The organism is Alteromonas sp. MB-3u-76 (assembly GCF_002831605.1).
GTDB classification, from domain to species: Bacteria; Pseudomonadota; Gammaproteobacteria; order Enterobacterales; family Alteromonadaceae; genus Alteromonas; species Alteromonas hispanica.
The window spans coordinates 1,425,125-1,442,536 of record NZ_CP025115.1 but is presented as its reverse complement, the minus strand read 5'-3'; the positions used below and the strand labels follow the sequence as shown (position 1 = coordinate 1,442,536).

Annotated in this window: 11 protein-coding genes and 8 tRNA genes; 8 read left to right on the top strand and 11 right to left on the bottom strand. The window is 42.9% G+C overall.

Features of this window, described 5'->3' with window-relative positions:
- Nucleotides 1-101: 101 nt before the first annotated feature.
- The 6 genes from CW735_RS06505 to gltX form a co-directional block, all read right to left on the bottom strand.
- Nucleotides 102-177 (bottom strand) — tRNA-Glu (locus CW735_RS06505).
- Nucleotides 178-332: 155 nt separating this feature from the next.
- Nucleotides 333-408, bottom strand: a tRNA-Glu gene (locus tag CW735_RS06500).
- A 155-nt stretch (nt 409-563) separates the two neighbouring features.
- Nucleotides 564-639, bottom strand: a tRNA-Glu gene (locus tag CW735_RS06495).
- A gap of 155 nt (nt 640-794) precedes the next feature.
- A tRNA-Glu gene (locus tag CW735_RS06490) sits at nt 795-870 on the bottom strand.
- Nucleotides 871-1,035: 165 nt separating this feature from the next.
- A tRNA-Ala gene (locus CW735_RS06485) sits at nt 1,036-1,111 on the bottom strand.
- An 85-nt stretch (nt 1,112-1,196) separates the two neighbouring features.
- Nucleotides 1,197-2,606 (bottom strand): glutamate--tRNA ligase, encoded by a 1,410-nt coding sequence (gene gltX, locus CW735_RS06480; protein WP_100971355.1) that lies wholly within the window; start codon nt 2,604-2,606, stop codon nt 1,197-1,199.
- Nucleotides 2,607-2,896: 290 nt separating this feature from the next.
- On the opposite strand from gltX, the gene CW735_RS06475 reads away from it, so the two are divergent.
- The 3 genes from CW735_RS06475 (at nt 2,897) to CW735_RS06465 (ending at nt 3,180) form a co-directional block, all read left to right on the top strand.
- A tRNA-Val gene (locus tag CW735_RS06475) sits at nt 2,897-2,972 on the top strand.
- A 33-nt stretch (nt 2,973-3,005) separates the two neighbouring features.
- Nucleotides 3,006-3,081, top strand: a tRNA-Val gene (locus CW735_RS06470).
- A gap of 23 nt (nt 3,082-3,104) precedes the next feature.
- A tRNA-Val gene (locus CW735_RS06465) sits at nt 3,105-3,180 on the top strand.
- Between the two features lie 839 nt (nt 3,181-4,019).
- Here the strand turns inward: CW735_RS06465 and CW735_RS06460 are convergent.
- Nucleotides 4,020-4,496: an energy transducer TonB gene (locus CW735_RS06460; protein ID WP_071979422.1), complete on the bottom strand. Its 477-nt coding sequence runs from the start codon at nt 4,494-4,496 to the stop codon at nt 4,020-4,022.
- A 406-nt stretch (nt 4,497-4,902) separates the two neighbouring features.
- Here CW735_RS06460 and CW735_RS06455 point away from each other — a divergent pair, with 406 nt between their 5' ends.
- On the top strand, nt 4,903-6,525 hold the full coding sequence (locus tag CW735_RS06455; RefSeq protein ID WP_100971353.1) for a response regulator: 1,623 nt from the start codon (nt 4,903-4,905) through the stop codon (nt 6,523-6,525).
- 56 nt (nt 6,526-6,581) lie between these two features.
- Here CW735_RS06455 and CW735_RS06450 read toward each other — a convergent pair whose 3' ends face one another.
- Nucleotides 6,582-10,811, bottom strand: a complete 4,230-nt coding sequence (locus CW735_RS06450) for a hybrid sensor histidine kinase/response regulator (protein WP_100971351.1) — start codon at nt 10,809-10,811, stop codon at nt 6,582-6,584.
- Nucleotides 10,812-11,053: 242 nt separating this feature from the next.
- Between CW735_RS06450 and CW735_RS06440 the strand changes: the two genes are divergently transcribed.
- On the top strand, nt 11,054-11,395 hold the full coding sequence (locus tag CW735_RS06440) for a carboxymuconolactone decarboxylase family protein (protein WP_071979425.1): 342 nt from the start codon (nt 11,054-11,056) through the stop codon (nt 11,393-11,395).
- 174 nt (nt 11,396-11,569) lie between these two features.
- On the opposite strand, the gene CW735_RS06435 is transcribed toward CW735_RS06440, so the two are convergent.
- A complete protein-coding gene (locus tag CW735_RS06435; RefSeq protein WP_100971349.1) occupies nt 11,570-12,097 on the bottom strand; it encodes a GNAT family N-acetyltransferase in 528 nt (175 codons plus the stop codon).
- An 85-nt stretch (nt 12,098-12,182) separates the two neighbouring features.
- Complete coding sequence (gene moaA, locus CW735_RS06430; RefSeq protein ID WP_100971347.1) at nt 12,183-13,151, bottom strand: GTP 3',8-cyclase MoaA; 969 nt, start codon at nt 13,149-13,151, stop codon at nt 12,183-12,185.
- Between the two features lie 247 nt (nt 13,152-13,398).
- Between moaA and CW735_RS06425 the strand changes: the two genes are divergently transcribed.
- From CW735_RS06425 to CW735_RS06415, 3 genes are all read left to right on the top strand, one after another.
- Nucleotides 13,399-15,189, top strand: a complete 1,791-nt coding sequence (locus CW735_RS06425; protein WP_100971345.1) for an ABCB family ABC transporter ATP-binding protein/permease — start codon at nt 13,399-13,401, stop codon at nt 15,187-15,189.
- A 12-nt stretch (nt 15,190-15,201) separates the two neighbouring features.
- Nucleotides 15,202-15,417: a DUF3820 family protein gene (locus CW735_RS06420; protein ID WP_071979429.1), complete on the top strand. Its 216-nt coding sequence runs from the start codon at nt 15,202-15,204 to the stop codon at nt 15,415-15,417.
- Between the two features lie 136 nt (nt 15,418-15,553).
- Complete coding sequence (locus CW735_RS06415) at nt 15,554-15,814, top strand: hypothetical protein (protein ID WP_232368380.1); 261 nt, start codon at nt 15,554-15,556, stop codon at nt 15,812-15,814.
- Nucleotides 15,815-16,003: 189 nt separating this feature from the next.
- On the opposite strand, the gene CW735_RS06410 is transcribed toward CW735_RS06415, so the two are convergent.
- Nucleotides 16,004-17,347: a class II 3-deoxy-7-phosphoheptulonate synthase gene (locus CW735_RS06410; protein ID WP_071979431.1), complete on the bottom strand. Its 1,344-nt coding sequence runs from the start codon at nt 17,345-17,347 to the stop codon at nt 16,004-16,006.
- Nucleotides 17,348-17,412: the final 65 nt, after the last annotated feature.

The window sequence follows — 17,412 nt, the reverse complement described above, 5'->3', positions numbered from 1 at the left end:
GATCTGATCAGAGTTGGAAGGAAGAGTTCAAAAAAATCCCCACTAATTACTTAGTAGGGATTTGTGTATAAGAGACAGGCCTGATGGCTGGTTTTCTTATATGGCGTCCCCTAGGGGATTCGAACCCCTGTTACCGCCGTGAAAGGGCGGTGTCCTAGGCCTCTAGACGAAGGGGACTGAAAACCTTCTTTCGAAAGCTACGCTTTCGATATTTTCAGTAAGGCGAAGTGAGCCAGCGAACTGAGCGACCTTTTCCTTACCAAACTTTCAGTCAGGAGTTTAAAAAACCCCAGCCTATTTCACAGTATTGACCGACTGTGACGCGATTAAAATGGCGTCCCCTAGGGGATTCGAACCCCTGTTACCGCCGTGAAAGGGCGGTGTCCTAGGCCTCTAGACGAAGGGGACTGAAAACCTTCTTTCGAAAGCTACGCTTTCGATATTTTCAGTAAGGCGAAGTGAGCCAGCGAACTGAGCGACCTTTTCCTTACCAAACTTTCAGTCAGGAGTTTAAAAAACCCCAGCCTATTTCACAGTATTGACCGACTGTGACGCGATTAAAATGGCGTCCCCTAGGGGATTCGAACCCCTGTTACCGCCGTGAAAGGGCGGTGTCCTAGGCCTCTAGACGAAGGGGACTGAAAACCTTCTTTCGAAAGCTACGCTTTCGATATTTTCAGTAAGGCGAAGTGAGCCAGCGAACTGAGCGACCTTTTCCTTACCAAACTTTCAGTCAGGAGTTTAAAAAACCCCAGCCTATTTCACAGTATTGACCGACTGTGACGCGATTAAAATGGCGTCCCCTAGGGGATTCGAACCCCTGTTACCGCCGTGAAAGGGCGGTGTCCTAGGCCTCTAGACGAAGGGGACAATAAATCGTTTCAAACGTAACTGTTTGAATCAAACACACCGTATGTTCACTGAACAAACAACGATGTAATGAAATATTGTCGCAACCGATTACACTCAACCCGAGCTATCAGTTAGCCTATAAAGTTACTTTTTTATCTTGCACACTGAATGTGAAGTGTAACTTGGTGGAGCCAGGCGGGATCGAACCGCCGACCTCCTGCATGCCATGCAGGCGCTCTCCCAGCTGAGCTATGGCCCCGTTGTGTCGTAGTCAATTTAATATGACTGTTCCGTGACAGCGGGGCGCATTCTAGGCATCCCCCCCTGTCATGTCAACGGTTTTTTTATGAATTTTCTCTGTTTGCTATAAAAGTAAGCGCATTGTCGATTCTCTCACCAACTTTGTCTTTTGACAGCAAATGTAGAGTTACATCAAGCGACGGAGAATTGCCACCGCCTGTTGATGCTACACGCAGCGGCATGCCTACTTTCCCCATACCTACTTCTAACTCTTCAGCCGTAGCATTGATAGCAGATTGAATGCTTTGTGGTGTCCATTCTTCAAGCGCTAATAGCTTATCTTTCACTAGCTCTAATGGGCCTCTAGCAACAGGGCGAAGGTGCTTTTTCGCGGCGTTGGCGTCAAATTCATCATAGTCTTGATAAAAGTACGTTGAGATCTCTGCAAGCTCTTTCAGAGTCTTCACGCGGTCGGCTTGAATTGCAATAACCGATTCTAGAGAAGGGCCCGTTGTTCTATCAATATTCAACTGGTCAAAATGCCATTTTGCATGTTCAGCAACGTCACTTGCTGGCATAGACTTAATATAGTGCTGATTCAACCAAATAAGTTTCTCAGTGTTGAATGCAGAAGCAGACTGCCCTATTCCATCTAGACTGAAGTGCTCAATCATTTCATCAAGTGTAAATACTTCTTGATCGCCATGAGACCAGCCTAATCTAACAAGATAGTTCAATACTGCCTGAGGTAAAAAGCCGTCATCGCGATACTGCATTACGCTAACTGCACCGTGACGCTTCGACAATTTCTTACCATCGTCGCCTAGTATCATGGATACATGCGCGTATTCAGGGATAGGGGCACCCAGCGCTTTTAATATATTAATTTGACGAGGTGTGTTGTTGATGTGGTCTTCACCGCGCACAACATGAGTTATATTCATATCCCAGTCGTCAACAACAACGCAAAAGTTATAGGTAGGTGTACCGTCTGTGCGCTGAATAACTAAATCGTCCAGTTCGCTATTGCTTATTTCAATTGTTCCACGAACGTGGTCGTTTATTGTGACCGACCCTTCCAGCGGATTTTTGAACCGAACAACGAATGGCTGCCCTTCTGGGTGATCTGTTCTGTCGCGCCAGGTTCCCGGGTAGCGAGGTTTTTCACCTTTCTCTTTTTGCGCTTCACGGATGGCATCTAACTCTTCTGAGCTCATAAAGCACTTATACGCTTTACCTTCGTCTAATAACTTTTGAATAAGCTCTTTATAACGATCAAAACGTTCAGTTTGATAAACCGGACCTGTATCCCAGTTTAAGCCAAGCCATTGCATACCGTCTAAAATGGCTTGTTTTGCTTCCTCTGTTGAACGCTCTATATCGGTATCTTCTATACGAAGAACAAATTCACCGCCTTTACTTTTTGCATAAAGCCAAGAATACAGCGCAGTGCGTGCGCCACCGACATGAAGATACCCAGTAGGGCTAGGTGCAAATCGTGTTACAACCGACATGGCTACTCTCTATTGTTTAATAAGTTCTAATCTGCGCGCATTCTACCAGTGTACGAGTAAGGACAAAAGTCGCTTGCTCTACTCTGTAAAATTAATTAAAAAGAAACAATTCATTATTTCACTTGCTGTAGTTGATTAATAACGGTGTGTTTTTCATCGATTAATTTAAAATTTCGCCAAAACGTTTAATTTTCGCGCATACAGTAATTTTCTTTAATTTTATTGTTGACACTATCAGAAGCAACTCTATAATACCGCCCCACTTGCCAAGGCAAGTCAACAAACAAGACGGACGCTTAGCTCAGTTGGGAGAGCATCGCCCTTACAAGGCGAGGGTCACTGGTTCAAGCCCAGTAGCGTCCACCAATCTTGCTTGTTACTAGAATTGCGAAATAAAATGGACGCTTAGCTCAGTTGGGAGAGCATCGCCCTTACAAGGCGAGGGTCACTGGTTCAAGCCCAGTAGCGTCCACCACTCTTTTCGAATTCATCTCTATCGGACGCTTAGCTCAGTTGGGAGAGCATCGCCCTTACAAGGCGAGGGTCACTGGTTCAAGCCCAGTAGCGTCCACCACTTTCTCTTTTTATCCTAAAATTTTCATAAGACTCGATGGTTCAACAACTTCATTGCGAGCCACAGCAGCGTCCACCACTCTTTTACAAAATTCATTTCATTTGCCATAAGACTCGATGGTTCAACAACTTCGTTGCGAGCCACAGCAGCGTCCACCACTCTATTTCCTTATTTATTTCAGTTGCCATAAGACTCGACGGTTCAACAACTTCGTTGCGAGCCACAGCAGCGTCCACCATTCTTTTACAAAATTCATTTCATTCGCCACATTAGCTCTTTATGTTATGGAGGATACGCTTTAACGCCGTCGTTTATCGATGATAGAAAGCAATCTTCTTGCAAAATGCAACTTAGCTGAGTTGTCGTAAATAGCGCTTATGCTATATTCAAACAAATTGTAAATTATGTCTTAATATTCGATGATAACCACAACTATAAAACGTAAGCAGGTACGCCAGACTGGTTCCCGCTCAACGAAAGCTGATATTTGCTTTAAAGCAAGAGTATGCTTGTTCGCCGTTGCAGCAGTTTGTTTAGTTAGCGCTTGTTCCAATACCCAACATCAGGCCCGCCTCAACACATTGAGTATGAATTATTGTTCCGATGCAGTGATGGGTAATTGCAGGCTGGTAACACCTAGTATTATTCAGCTTGAAGCACCCAACGATCCTTTCGAGGAACAACTAAAGCCAATACACCAGCGTAGAGATGTTATTGAGCAAGAGTTTGAAGTATTGAGACGACGGTAACCTGAGCCAGGTCTTGCTGTCGTCTAAAATGAGGCAAACTGCTAACCAAGTTGGGCAGTTTAAGCAAACCCCAGAATATCCCTAAAGCGCTCACCTGCGTCTTATTACTGAGCCTGCTGCGACAACCACATCTTCACCAGAACATGAAGTGCGTTTATTCACTTCTTCTACCGTGCAGTTATTACTGCCGTCCTTGAGACAAAACTCAAACCTCGTTCTGCGCGTAACCGGCGAAGTGATTACATCGCCACTTAAGTTACTCCATTTCCACTTAGGAATTACTTTCATCGATTCAATGGCAAAATGACCGGCTGTTGCATCTATAACTTCCATTTCAGTGATCTCCAACGATGGCGTGATAACATACTCTATTGTTGCGCAGCCCATTTCTCCCGTTTTGGCCGCACTGATTGGATACCGCGGTGCAAAACGCCTCACAACACCGTTATTGTCGCGATGGCTTTTGGAAACTTTCTGCTCGAATTTAGTGTTTTCAGGCTGCCGGTATTGGGAGCTTTCACATGCTGACAAGCTAACAATAATTAGTCCCAGTGATAGATAACGCATATTAAGTCCATTTAGCTGCTCAATTAAGTTTCGAAAATGTAAAGTATCATTAGCCGCTTAGAAAAACAATTTCAATTGAAACGAGCGTCTGAGGCTATCTCATCTCTCCTTATAATCTTTATTAGCAATGCAACGAGAAATTGGAACTCTTAAGTTCTCTATCTAGCAAAAACCAAACTCGTCACTTAAATTGTTGCTTCCAACCTTTAAAGTGTTTAATTTTCGAGCATACAGGCCGATAAAGGATTATATTATATTTATCGCGTTTTAGCGCTTCATCAGAATGTAAGTTTTAAAACGTGCATTAGTAAAATTACATAGCTGATTTAGTTGTGTAACCGTGTAAGCTCTTAAAAATAGCTAGGGATTTGAGCATAATGACAGAATTTAGCGACGTGACATTAAAATGAAATACAATCTAGCGAAGGGCACCAAGTTACTTATTGCAGAAGATCAAGTATTAGCTAAGAGTCATTTGCATTATGCTCTCGAGCAACTGGGGTTTAAAAAAATAGACCACGTCGACCGCCCGTCTTCTGCCATTGCTGCGCTTCAGGAATTCGAATACGACGCAATTATCTGTTCTTATAACCTGCGCTCTGAGCAAGGGGGCTACTTTCTTCTTGAACAATTACAATCTGAACACGCGCTGTCGTTAACCAATGCGTTTATCTTTACAAGTGCAGATACTTCAGCAGAGGTTGTGCATGCCATTATAGAACTCCAACCCGATGAATTCATTGCTAAACCTTTTTCTGTAAACGAATTAGAAAGACGTCTTTCTCGGGTTTTGTCTCGGAAAGCTGCGCTGAAAAATGTTTATCAATTTATGGACTCTGGGGAGCATGAAAGAGCGCTTTATGAAATAGAGCAATTTCTTTTACAACCTGAGTATGCGGAACATTTTCCGCTTGCTATGAAAATAAAAGGTGATCTTCTATTTCTTAATCAACGATTTAGTCAAGCTCTGGCTTTCTATGATGGCATTGTAAATGTTCAAGACTTTAGCTGGGCTAAGATAGGTATAGCGAAATGCTTAATAGCGCTGGAAGATTTTGATGATGCAGAACGAGAGGTTTTACAATTAGCTATGCGGCCCGATGCCGAACTTGCTGCCTATGACCTGTTGGCCACATTGAAAATTAAGCATGAAGCCTTTGATGATGCCTTAGAATGCACGCGCTTAGCGTGTCAGATTTCGCCTAGAAAAATATCCCGTCATCGCCAAGCTGTAAACTTAGCGCGTATAACTCACAATTACGAAAGCCAGTTCGCCAGTGCTAAACATGTTGTCAGATATGCGAAAGATTCAATTCATGACGCCCCAGATAATTATCTTAATGCTGCTCGGGCGGGTGTAGACTTTGCCATGACCTCTGACCCTGCTGACGTTAATAAAATTGTCAAACAGGCCACCAGCTACCTTCAACAACTTAAACAAGCCAATCCGAAAACAGAACTGAACGAAGAGCTTAAGGTTATAGACGCGAGAATTCATTATTTGAAAGATGACGTAACCAAAGCTCAATCTCTGTTAGCTGACTTTCATAGCGTCCATGCAAAACAACAATCTACAGAGGCGCTGCTCGATAGAGCAAAAGCCTTACATGAAGTTGGACTGAAAACCGAGTCGTTGAAAATATTCGATGCGCTCGCTAAACAATTGAGAACAGATGAGAACAGTGACGAGTTAATGTGTCGTTATATTAGGCAAGAAAAAGAAGAGAAAACGGCAATTTCATTAAGTCCTAAAGCGCTCAACAATTCTGCGGTAGCCGAATATAAGCGTGGTAATTTAGAGCAATCTTACACTACGTTTTCACAAGCATTCAGAGTGATGCCCAAAAATCCGTCTATTGCGTTAAACTATTTACAGGCCATAGTACGAGCAAGAAAATCTCGTGAAGCGTTACCAGGTGATACTGTTCAAGCAATTAGATCATGCCGAGAAACACTCGAAACAGCGCAGTTATCTGAAGAGCAGCAAAGTCGTTACGACAGTGTGAAAAGCATCCTGACAAACCATTAACATGAATAGTAAAAGGCGTGCATAGCGCGAACAGCATAGCGCGAAATAATATCGACTTAATCTGACACTTCTGTTTGTAGCCATTTTCGTAGCGTAGCAATAACTTTCTCTTGCTCTATGGGCTTGGTAAGAAAGTCATCCATTCCGGCTTTCATGCACATTTCTTTATCGCTTTGCATCGCATTGGCCGTCATGGCTACAATGGGAACTTGATGGTACTGCGCTCCTGCTGTTCCTTTTCTGATTTGCCTCGTCGCTTCAAACCCGTCCATTTCCGGCATCTGACAGTCCATAACAATGAGTGAATATACGCAGTCTTCCCCAGCGGCTTGTAGTAGTTCAATCGCCTCTTTTCCATTGTTTGCAACATCAACGATAAAACCAGCACCTTCGATAATACTTGTGGCGACAATTTGATTTATTGCATTGTCTTCAACTAACAATATGTGGTGTCCCTCAGATACTGCACCTTTCGATACGGCACCTTTCGATAATAAATATGTCGAGCTGTTATTGATCTCTGCAGAGCTGCCTATATATTCGTCTTCCGTATCTGAGGGGCGCTCTTCATCGCTTTGATTATGGTGGTGCTGATGAGAACTTGAGCTTGGTTCGTCCTCAAGCACAAATCTAAGCGCGTTGGTTGACAAAGGCTTAGGAAAGCTGGCATATAAACCAAACTCTTTAGCCTGTTGCGCACTGTCCAAATCTTTTAACAAAGTCATGGTAACAACTCGGGGATTGTTTGGTGTTTTATAGGTTCTTATGGCATGACAAAAAGACGCAGCGGCCATATCTGGCGTGGTTTTATCGAACAAAATGATAGTTATAGGACTCTTGCCAACAATGCTTTCTTCATAAACAGAAAGCGCACTTTTAGCTGTGCTAGCAAGCGATGTTTTAGCTCCCCATAAGTTGAGTTGCTTTTCCAGCGCTCGTTGGCTTGATAAATTTGGGGCAACAATAAGCCAGTGATGATTAACGTTTTCTATGGTTGGCAATACGTCAGTAGCTTCGTTTACTTTTTTCACTTCACAAGTTACTTCAAAACAGCTTCCGCTGCCGATATCACTCGATACCCTCACGTCACCACCTAGAAGTTCACATAACTTTTTAGTGATAGTTAAGCCAAGGCCTGTTCCACCATAGCGACGGGTAGTAGACGCATCTACCTGCGTAAACGATTCAAAAAGATGTTCTAACTTGTGCTTCTCAATACCAATTCCCGTATCTTCCACAACGCATCGCATCAAATAACAATTTGCATCTTTATGAGGTAGAAGTTCTGCAGTAATGCTTATTTCACCCTGCTCTGTGAACTTCACTGCGTTGCTTAACAAGTTATTAAGAATTTGCTTAATACGGTTGGGGGCTGAATTAACTTTTGACGTTTGCACTTTTGAAACATCAACGATAACTTCCAATCCCTTCTCTTGGGCAGTATGTGCAATTGAGTACGCAAGCTCTTCAATTAGCGCTCGCAAATCAAAATCTACTGACTCGATATCAAGCTTGTCGGCCTCTATTTTTGAAAAGTCGAGAATATCGTTAATGAGCACGAGCAACGAATTCGCACTTGAGTTGGCTATGTTGGCTTGATGCGCCTGCTCGGCATTTAAACCACTGTTTTTTAATAGGCTAAGCATACCAACCACGCCATTTAATGGGGTGCGAATTTCATGGCTCATATTGGCAAGAAACTCTGATTTAAGTTTAGTTGCTTCCTCCGCCTTGTTTAAAGCCACTTTTAATTCGCGAGCCTGCTGCTCAAGAGACGCCGTTTTTTCAGAAACTTGTTGCTCTAAAACCTGTACGAAGCGCTTTTGCTTGGTAATCTCTGTTTGATGTAGCCGTGTGCGTAGGTAAATGATCAGCATTACCGTTGCAGTGAGTAAAACACCGTAGAGGGTATACGCCCACCAGGTTTTCCATGGTTTCGACTCTACGTGCACATTAATGGCTAATTGTGCTGAACTCCATTCACCGTTTTGTTTTAATGCTCTCACTAATAACGTATACGTACCGCCATTTAAATTGGTAAATGACACGTTATTGTAGTTTCCAATGTCTATCCATTGCTCATCATAGCCTTCAAGCTTATAAGCAAAGTGCGGCACAGTTGCGGCAGAGAAATCAAGCAGGGCAAATTCAAAAGAAAAGAAATAGTCTTCGTGAGAAAGATAGACATCTTTAACATATGACAGAGGGGTATCGGTACTAGCAGGCTCCCCCATAACGTTAAAGTCAGTTAAAACGATATTCGCATTGAGCTCCTGCTGGTCTGACTCCTCGTAATTAAAGTACTCTATGCCTCGTTGGCTACTAGTAAAAAAAGTACCTTGGGAAGATTTCAACAGGCTACTGGAGTAGTAATTCTGACCCGCGAACTTTGAGCTACTATTGTAATTTAGCGCTTGCTGTTTATATGGGTCGTATAGAAAAATGCCTTTGTTGGTAGTTAGCCATAGCCCCTCGTTTTCGCCGTCTGATACAGCGCGAATAAGCGGTGCAGGCAATCCTTGTTGCTCACTAAATCGTTTGAAACTTTGCGTATCGGGCTGATAAAGGTTGAGTCCTTTTTGGGTGGCAACCCAAATATTACCATTTCTGCTTTGGTATATATCTTCAACGATATTGCCTAACAAGCTATTATTTTTTTCCGTTGAGCTAAACGTGTCGAATCGTTTTTCGTCTTCTCGCCAAACACTCACGCCCTTCCCTGTGCCCACCCACATATTTCCGTCGCGATCTTTAAAAATGGCCAGTATTTCAGGGTGAGGCAATCCGTCCTTCTGAGTTAAGTGCTTAAAGGTATTGCTGTCATTGTTGTAAACGTAAACACCATTTTTATAGGTTCCAATCCACAGGTTGTCGTTGTCATCTAACGCTAACGCCCTGAATTCTCTAAAATGACGATATTCAGCATCGTCTTTCGGATACTCCACTCGGGTTACATCTTTCGTAACTGCGTCAAATTTTACTAAAAAGTCATCCTGTGCAACCCAAAACATATTGTTTTCGATTGGTAGAATAATGGGCCGTTCAATAACCCCATTTTCTGCGTAATCATCAAAAGAACTGAACACCGAGTTCGACACTCGATGCAGGCGCTGCTCATCAGTTTTCCATTTATACACTTCAGCCTTGGCATTAACTATCAGCACATCGCCATTTTCGTCTAGTTCAATTCCATTAGGCGCTACGAGTAACTCGCTATCAATTATCTTAACTTTTCGGCGTGGTGAAAGCTTAAAAATGCCATGTACTTCGCTTGTTATCCACTTTGTATGGGTATGATCTTCAAAGATTATCCTAAGACCATTATCAAATCCAAAGTCTGTTTTTTGCACCTCGTTATCGCTTTGCGAGCGCTTGAATAACCCGTTTGTAGTGACAAACCATACAGTACCTTCGTGATCTTCAATCATCGAATTAACTTGGCCTAATGTTTTGCCATTTTTTGTCAATTGAGGAATGAAGACACCATTTTCAGGTAAAAATAGAAAAGGGCCCTCTTGAGTTGCTACATAAAAACGGCCATCACTAGCCAAAAGCAAGCTACGAACTTCATTTGCGCCTGTAGCAGTTTTATTGGACTTATCGGGAAAGTAATATGTTGCTGTTAGGGTGTCTTTGTTGAGTAAATTTAAGCCATAGCTGGTTGCTACCCATAAGGTCTTTTCGTCGTTGTCGATTATGTCCCAAATACGATTATGAGATAAACCGACTTGGCTATCTTCCCCTCTCTGAACCCGCTGAAATTTCACATTGCCTAAATAACGATTTAACCCTTTGTTGTAGGTGCCCAGCCAAATATCACCGGTTTTATCATGAAACAACGATTGAACCCGATTTGATGAGATTGAGTTAACATTGTCTGGATCATGAAGGAAACGCTGAAATTTCCCGGTAGTAGGGCTGTACTTATTGACACCGCCTCCCCATGTTCCAACCCAAATATTGCCGTTTTTATCCAGCATCAGGTTTCCTGCATCGTTATGGGACAAGCCTTTTACTGCGTCGCTGCTAGCCTCGTATAGCTTTACGTTCTTACCATCGTAACGCATAACACCATTTTCAGCGGTACCAAACCAAATAAACCCCTGCTGATCTTGAATAATGGAATAGATTTCCGAGGAAACGAAGCCGTCGGTGGCAGTAAATTGATCGATAGAATAATCATTAGTAAGCGTGTCTGAAGCAGCTGAATAGCCTTTTGCACTCAACAGAAAAAACAAAAACGATACGTAAAGCACGTGTAGAAAAAAGGAGGGAAAGGTCGTCATTTTAAGCAAACACACGCTCTCTAAATAGTTTTATGTCGGGCCGACCACTGCCTTAAACCATAGTCCATAATGCGTTCTATTTCTATGCTACCAAAGACGCATTCTACAGCGCTTTTCGTATAATTTTTGATACTAATCAAAATAACGTAGGCTGCAGTCGCTATACTCTTAGTATCAACTATCAAAAGTGTTGAGCTGGAACCCTTTTCTACTTGCTCAAGTACAAACATTGGGAGAAAACAATGCCTAAATCGTATAAACAAATTACCGAGGATCTTAACCCTTATTTGGCCGAAGTAAAAAAAGGCATGCCTGAGGTGATGAAAGGGTTCTCTGAAATGGCGAAAGCGGCTACCGCCGATGGTGCTCTGGATAAAAAAACTAAAGAGCTCATTGCACTTTCCATTGGCATCGCCACTCGTTGCGACGGATGTATTGGTTTTCACGCGAAAGCGCTGGTTCATCTGGGGGCAACAAGAAACGAAATTGAAGAAGTTTGTGGTATGGCTATTTATATGGGTGGCGGGCCGTCATTTATGTATGCGGCTGATGCACTTCGCGCTTTTGACGAATTTAGCGACTAAAAAGCGCTAACGCTAATGGGTAACCGTATTTTTAGAAATCAGCACTATATAGATTTATTTTTCGGGTTTTGAGTTTGAGCTAGCAAATGTGAATATAAGGCCCAACCAAAATAGTTCCACTTGGAAGTCAGGCAATGTTAAATCGGCGGGCTTTTGAGTGTTGTACCTATGTATTCAGGTTGTATAAACCACAACTAATTCTTGAAAAACGCTATCTTTGTATTCTAGTTCGTGGCTAAACCGCATACCCAATTTTTTCATAATGTTGATAGACGCTTGGTTTTCAGGGTTTGCAATGGCTGAAAACTTATCCATGCCTATTTCGTAGAGACTCTCTTTGACTGCATTGGCGGCCTCAGTAGCATAGCCCTTTCCCCAGCTACTGCGTTTAAAACGCCAACCCAATTCAATATTATCGCTTTCTGGGCTTTTAGTAAAAAAGCCAAAAGGACGCACCAAAATCCATCCGATGCTCTCTTTGTTATCGAGGGTTTCTACACGCCAAAGGCCCCAACCTAATGCGGGATTGGAGTAAGCTTGGAAGCGGGGAACAAATATATTTTGGATGTCTTCTCTGGAAGATTTTTTGCCGCCGTTGATAAACTTCATGACCATTTCGTCTTGGTCAAGTTCCCAAAGAAAATCAGCATCGGCTTCCGTTACGTAATGGTAGGTAAGACGCTCACTATCCCTGATTTGCATATACTTCCTGTCGATCTTATTATTTTTTTCGAATATATCCTATTTTTATCCAGATCCAAATAATTTTTTAATCGGCTCTGGTCATTTAACCACCTAACATGGCTAAATGTTTGGTCGCTCCCGTTTTGCCCTCGTGTAAATAGTGGGTAGCATCTTTTTGACTTAAGGCGTGCTGTAAAAACTGAATAACCTCTTCTACATTTCCTGTAGACAGCAAGTCTCTCATATCAATACCATTTTCACTGAAAAGACACAGATGCAATTTACCTGGAGCAGAAACACGCAGCCGATTACAGGTTTTACAAAAGTCTTTGCTGTAAGGCATGATTAACCCAATTCTACCGGCATAGTCAGGATGAAAAAACTCTTGTGCAGGCCCAGCATCTTTTCTTCTTAACAGGGGCTGCCATCCCATATTTTCCAGTTGTTTTTTAAGCGGCGACCCACTTTGATGCTGCTTATTGAAAAATTGCGCAAGGTCGCCAGTTTCCATTAGTTCTATAAAACGAAGCGTTACAGGCGTATCTTTCAGCCAGCTTAAAAAACGTTGTAATCGGCTTTGCGAGAAGTCATTAAGTAGAACTGAGTTTACTTTAACCTCTAAATCAGCCTCGATGGCTGCGTCTAACCCTCTTAATACTGAGCGCAATTTATCTTGCCCCGTTATTGCAGCAAATTGCCTGGGATCTAGGCTGTCTATGCTCACATTAACTTGGTCCAGTCCGGCTTCTTTCCACGTTGATGCGAACTTTTCCATACGAGCGCCATGCGTGGTCATTGCAACTCTTTCAATTCCTGGGGTATTGGCAGTAAGCCTAAGAATTTCGATAAAATCTCGTCGTAGAGTGGGTTCGCCACCCGTGAGGCGGACTTTAGAGGTACCCAAGCGAGCAAATGCCTGAAGTAAGGTATCTATTTCTTTTAGCGTCATAAAGTGTTCGCTTGTGGGGCCGTCATAGCCATCAGGCAAGCAATACTGACAGCGGAAGTTACATGCTTCAGTTACCGATAAGCGTAAATAATGAAACTGTCTTCCAAAACTATCTTCTAACAAACTAACTCCTATTGCTATGGCCTTATTTTCAGCGTATTCACAGTGCTATATTTTGTGTACCCTACACAAAGTTCTACTTTAGCATTGTAATGCTTTTCATTAGGTTAAATAAGACCAATATAATCTTTGTATTATTTCATTTCGTATCCTAGATACGTAAAAATGACCAAACCAGCGCGAGCACTCTTGTTTAAGCGTGCTATGCACCTACTTACAAACCTAATTCAGGTAGTTATTGCAGTATAAAATGAGAAGAAATCGCCAACCCATTAACGACGACGAACCAGTAAAATGGCAAGTTTTATCACAACTCATCCCCTATCTTTTTGAATTTAAACAGCGTGTTGCTTTGGCTATTTTGTGCCTGGTAGCCGCTAAGCTCGCCAGTATAGGGCTGCCATACGTTTTGAAATACACAGTGGACAGTCTAAATGGGGATCTCTCAACCCTTGCGGTGGCAGTGCCTATCAGCTTGATAGTTGCCTACGGTGTTCTACGTTTACTAAATGTACTATTGGGAGAAATTCGCGATACCTTATTTGGTCGGGTTACCGAGCGAGCAATGCGCCGTGTCGGCCTTAAGGTTTTCAAGCACCTGCATAATTTGGATCTTGGTTTTCATTTAAATCGCCGAACTGGAGGGCTATCCAGAGACATTGAGCGGGGCACAAACGGCATTAGCTTTTTAATGCGTTTTATGGTGTTCAACATTGTACCTACCTTATTAGAAATAAGCTTGGTGGTTGGTCTTCTGTTATTTCAATTCGGTATTTCTTTTGCGCTAATTATTGTTATTAGCGTCGTTGTTTATGTGGGCTTCTCTATGAAAGCCACAGATTGGCGAACCCAGTTTGTGAAGCAAATGAATGAAGCAGACTCAACAACTAACTCTCGTGCTGTAGATAGTTTACTGAATTTTGAAACAGTTAAGTATTTTAACAATGAACGCTTTGAAGCTAACCGCTACGACGAAGATTTGGCCGCATGGGAAATTGCTAGGCGCAAGAACCGCCTATCACTTTTTACGCTTAACGCGGGTCAAGCCAGTATTATTGCCATCGCCATGACTGCCATGATGGCTAATGCCGCGCTGGGGGTTTTAAATGAAGAGATGACCATTGGTGACTTTGTTCTGATAAACGCGTTTACTATGCAAATATTTATGCCTCTTAATTTCCTTGGGTTTGTTTACAGAGAAATTCGCGGCAGCCTAGCCAATATCGATAAGCTATTTAATCTGCTCGAGCAGGTTCCCGCTATAAAAGACGCTGCTGACGCAAAAACATTGCAAACCTCAAATCCTACTGTGAGCTTTAACGATGTTCACTTTTCTTATGGTGAAAAACGCAAAATTTTAAAAGGCATAAGCTTTAGCGTTCCTGCAGGAAAAAAGGTAGCCGTGGTTGGTCCAAGCGGTGCGGGAAAATCTACCATCATGAAACTGCTTTTTCGGTTTTACGAACCTAATTCAGGTGAAATTTGTATCGACGGGCAGCCCATAAATACACTGACACAAGATAGCCTTCGCTCACATATTGGAATTGTTCCGCAAGACACAGTGCTATTTAACGCGGCGTTACGTGAGAATATTCGCTACGGAAACCCGGATGCCTGTGATGAGGAGATTGAACAAGTCATTAAACTTGCTCACCTTGAAGCATTTATTGAAAAATTACCCGAAGGTTTAAATACCACCGTGGGAGAGCGAGGCCTCAAACTATCTGGTGGCGAAAAGCAGCGAGTGGCTATTGCTCGAGCTCTATTGAAAGGCGCCTCTATTATGATATTTGATGAAGCGACCAGCTCTCTTGATAGCGCATCGGAAAAAGCCATTTTATCTGCGCTTAGAGACGCAGCAAAAGGTCATACAAGTCTTGTTATTGCCCACCGTTTATCTACTATAGTTGATGCCGATGAAATTTTGGTGATTGATGATGGACAAATAGTTGAACGTGGTACCCACGAGACATTACTTGTTAAGCAGGGTGAATACGCCTCACTTTGGCAAAATCAGCAACGCGATAAACTTGAAAACTAGCGAAGAAGTAAAATGGACCCAGCTGATATTAAAGACGCTATCAATCAAACCATGCCTTTTGGAAAGTATGCGGGAAGACGCTTGTTTCACCTTCCAGAGCCGTACTTGGTATGGTTCAACAAGCAGGGATTTCCAGCAGGTAAGTTAGGTGAACAACTTGCGCTAATGTACGAGATAAAGCTCAACGGTCTTGAGTCGGTAGTTGAACCTCTGCTCATTGATGATTGAGCCTTGGCAATTGACCCTTGCACTAACGGCCATTACATATCACCAACCACAAATAAAGCAGATAATGTCAGTAAGACCTCGAAAACAAAAACGAAGCGAAGTAAACGCACGAATCTTGAAAATTCATGAAGCTATCGTGCAAAAAGTCGTAAATCAACCTGAATTGCTAGGTCAGGTGCACCAAACCCTAGAGCAGCGTTATAAAAATAAGCTTATGCGGTACGGCAGCTATATGCTGTGGCAGAGTATTTTGGAGACTTTTGATAACCCAGAGCTGTTCAAATCTTTATTACTTAGCGATGATGAAAGGACGGCAAATCTTAGGCGAGAAACAATTTTTACAGGCGTACTCTCTGAGGATGAGCGTCAGCAAATCTTAAGCGGTTTAAAAGGATAGCAAGGCCTTTTACTTCGAACTTATACGAAGAGCTGAATACTAACAACTAAATGCTAACAACTGCATACTAACAGCGCGACTATCTCAAAATCGCCAATTATGGTTGTTACGTTATCTTTGTAGGAACAAAAAAGCGCTGTCAGATTGCTCTCCAACAGCGCATTTTCAAAATGAGCAGTATTTTTTAACCTAAGCGTTTCGCAAGTGGTCGGCGACTAAAAACGCCATTTCTAACACTTGGTCTGCATTTAATCTTGGATCGCATTGGGTTTTGTACGCCTGCGCCAAATCTTCATCACTAATCTGATAGGCTCCGCCGGTGCATTCAGTCACATGCTGACCCGTCATCTCTAAATGAATACCACCTGCGTGGGTTCCCTCAGATTCATGGGCTTGGAAAAACTGCTTAATTTCTCGCAATATTGCATCGAAATTCCGGGTTTTGTAGCCAGAAGATGCAGAGAAAGTATTGCCATGCATAGGATCCGAGCTCCATACCACGTGACGGCCTTCATCTTTCACTCGCTTCAATAAACGCGGTAGGTTTTCAGCAAGATTATCAGCCCCCATTCGGGTGATAAGCGTTAAACGACCTGGGTCGTTGAGCGGGTTTAATTTGTCAATTAGGCGAATGAGTTCGTCTTCTTCCATGCTCGGCCCCACTTTTACCCCAATAGGGTTGTGGATCCCGCGGAAAAACTCAATATGAGCGTGATCGAGTTGGCGAGTGCGCTCTCCAATCCACACCATGTGGGCAGAACAATCGTAAGGTTTACCCGTTAATGTATCGGTGCGGGTCAGTGCCTGCTCATAGTTTAACAATAGTGCTTCATGAGACGTAAACAACGACGTCTCGTGCAATGTAGAACTTGAGTTCGCATTAATACCAATAACGTCCATAAACTCTAACGAGTCTTGAATTCGTGTAGCCATGTCGGTGTAGCGTTCTTTAAGAGGGCTGTTTTCGACAAAAGCCATATTCCAACGATTGACCTCGTGAAGATCTGCCAAACCACCCTGTGCAAATGCGCGTAATAAGTTAAGAGTAGAAGCGCTGCGGTGATAAGCCTCAAGCAAACGATTTGGATCGGGACGGCGAGCCTCTTCAGTGAACTCAAAATTATTAATGATATCGCCGCGATAGCTTGGTAGTGTCACACCGTTTCGCGTTTCAAAATTTGATGAGCGAGGCTTGGCATACTGGCCAGCCATACGTGCCACCTTTGTTACCGGGCAGCGACCGGCAAACGTCAACACAATGGCCATTTGTAACAGCACTTTAAACGTATCGCGAATTTTAGGTGCGTTAAACTCGTCAAAAGACTCGGCGCAGTCACCGCCTTGCAATAAAAATCCTTTGCCTAAACTCACTTCACCTAGCTGACGACGCAACTCTCTGGCCTCAGCGGCAAATACTAACGGAGGATAAGTACTTAAGGTCTGCTCAACATTGCTCAATAGCGCGCTGTCTTCATACTCGGGCTGCTGCAAAATAGGCTTCTGCCTCCAGCTATCTACTTTCCAATCACTCAAGGTTATTCTCCTGAAAAATAAGTCGACGTAAAGTTAGCATTACAAACGTCTGAAAAAATATTTCT

Excerpts from the sequence above, each read along its gene's own strand:
- gltX (WP_100971355.1), bottom strand. The coding sequence starts at position 2,606 with ATGTCGGTTGTAACACGATTTGCACCTAGCCCTACTGGGTATCTTCAT.
- CW735_RS06460 (WP_071979422.1), bottom strand. The coding sequence starts at position 4,496 with ATGCGTTATCTATCACTGGGACTAATTATTGTTAGCTTGTCAGCATGT.
- CW735_RS06455 (WP_100971353.1), top strand. The coding sequence starts at position 4,903 with ATGAAATACAATCTAGCGAAGGGCACCAAGTTACTTATTGCAGAAGAT.
- CW735_RS06450 (WP_100971351.1), bottom strand. The coding sequence starts at position 10,811 with ATGACGACCTTTCCCTCCTTTTTTCTACACGTGCTTTACGTATCGTTT.
- CW735_RS06440 (WP_071979425.1), top strand. The coding sequence starts at position 11,054 with ATGCCTAAATCGTATAAACAAATTACCGAGGATCTTAACCCTTATTTG.
- CW735_RS06435 (WP_100971349.1), bottom strand. The coding sequence starts at position 12,097 with ATGCAAATCAGGGATAGTGAGCGTCTTACCTACCATTACGTAACGGAA.
- CW735_RS06425 (WP_100971345.1), top strand. The coding sequence starts at position 13,399 with ATGAGAAGAAATCGCCAACCCATTAACGACGACGAACCAGTAAAATGG.
- CW735_RS06420 (WP_071979429.1), top strand. The coding sequence starts at position 15,202 with ATGGACCCAGCTGATATTAAAGACGCTATCAATCAAACCATGCCTTTT.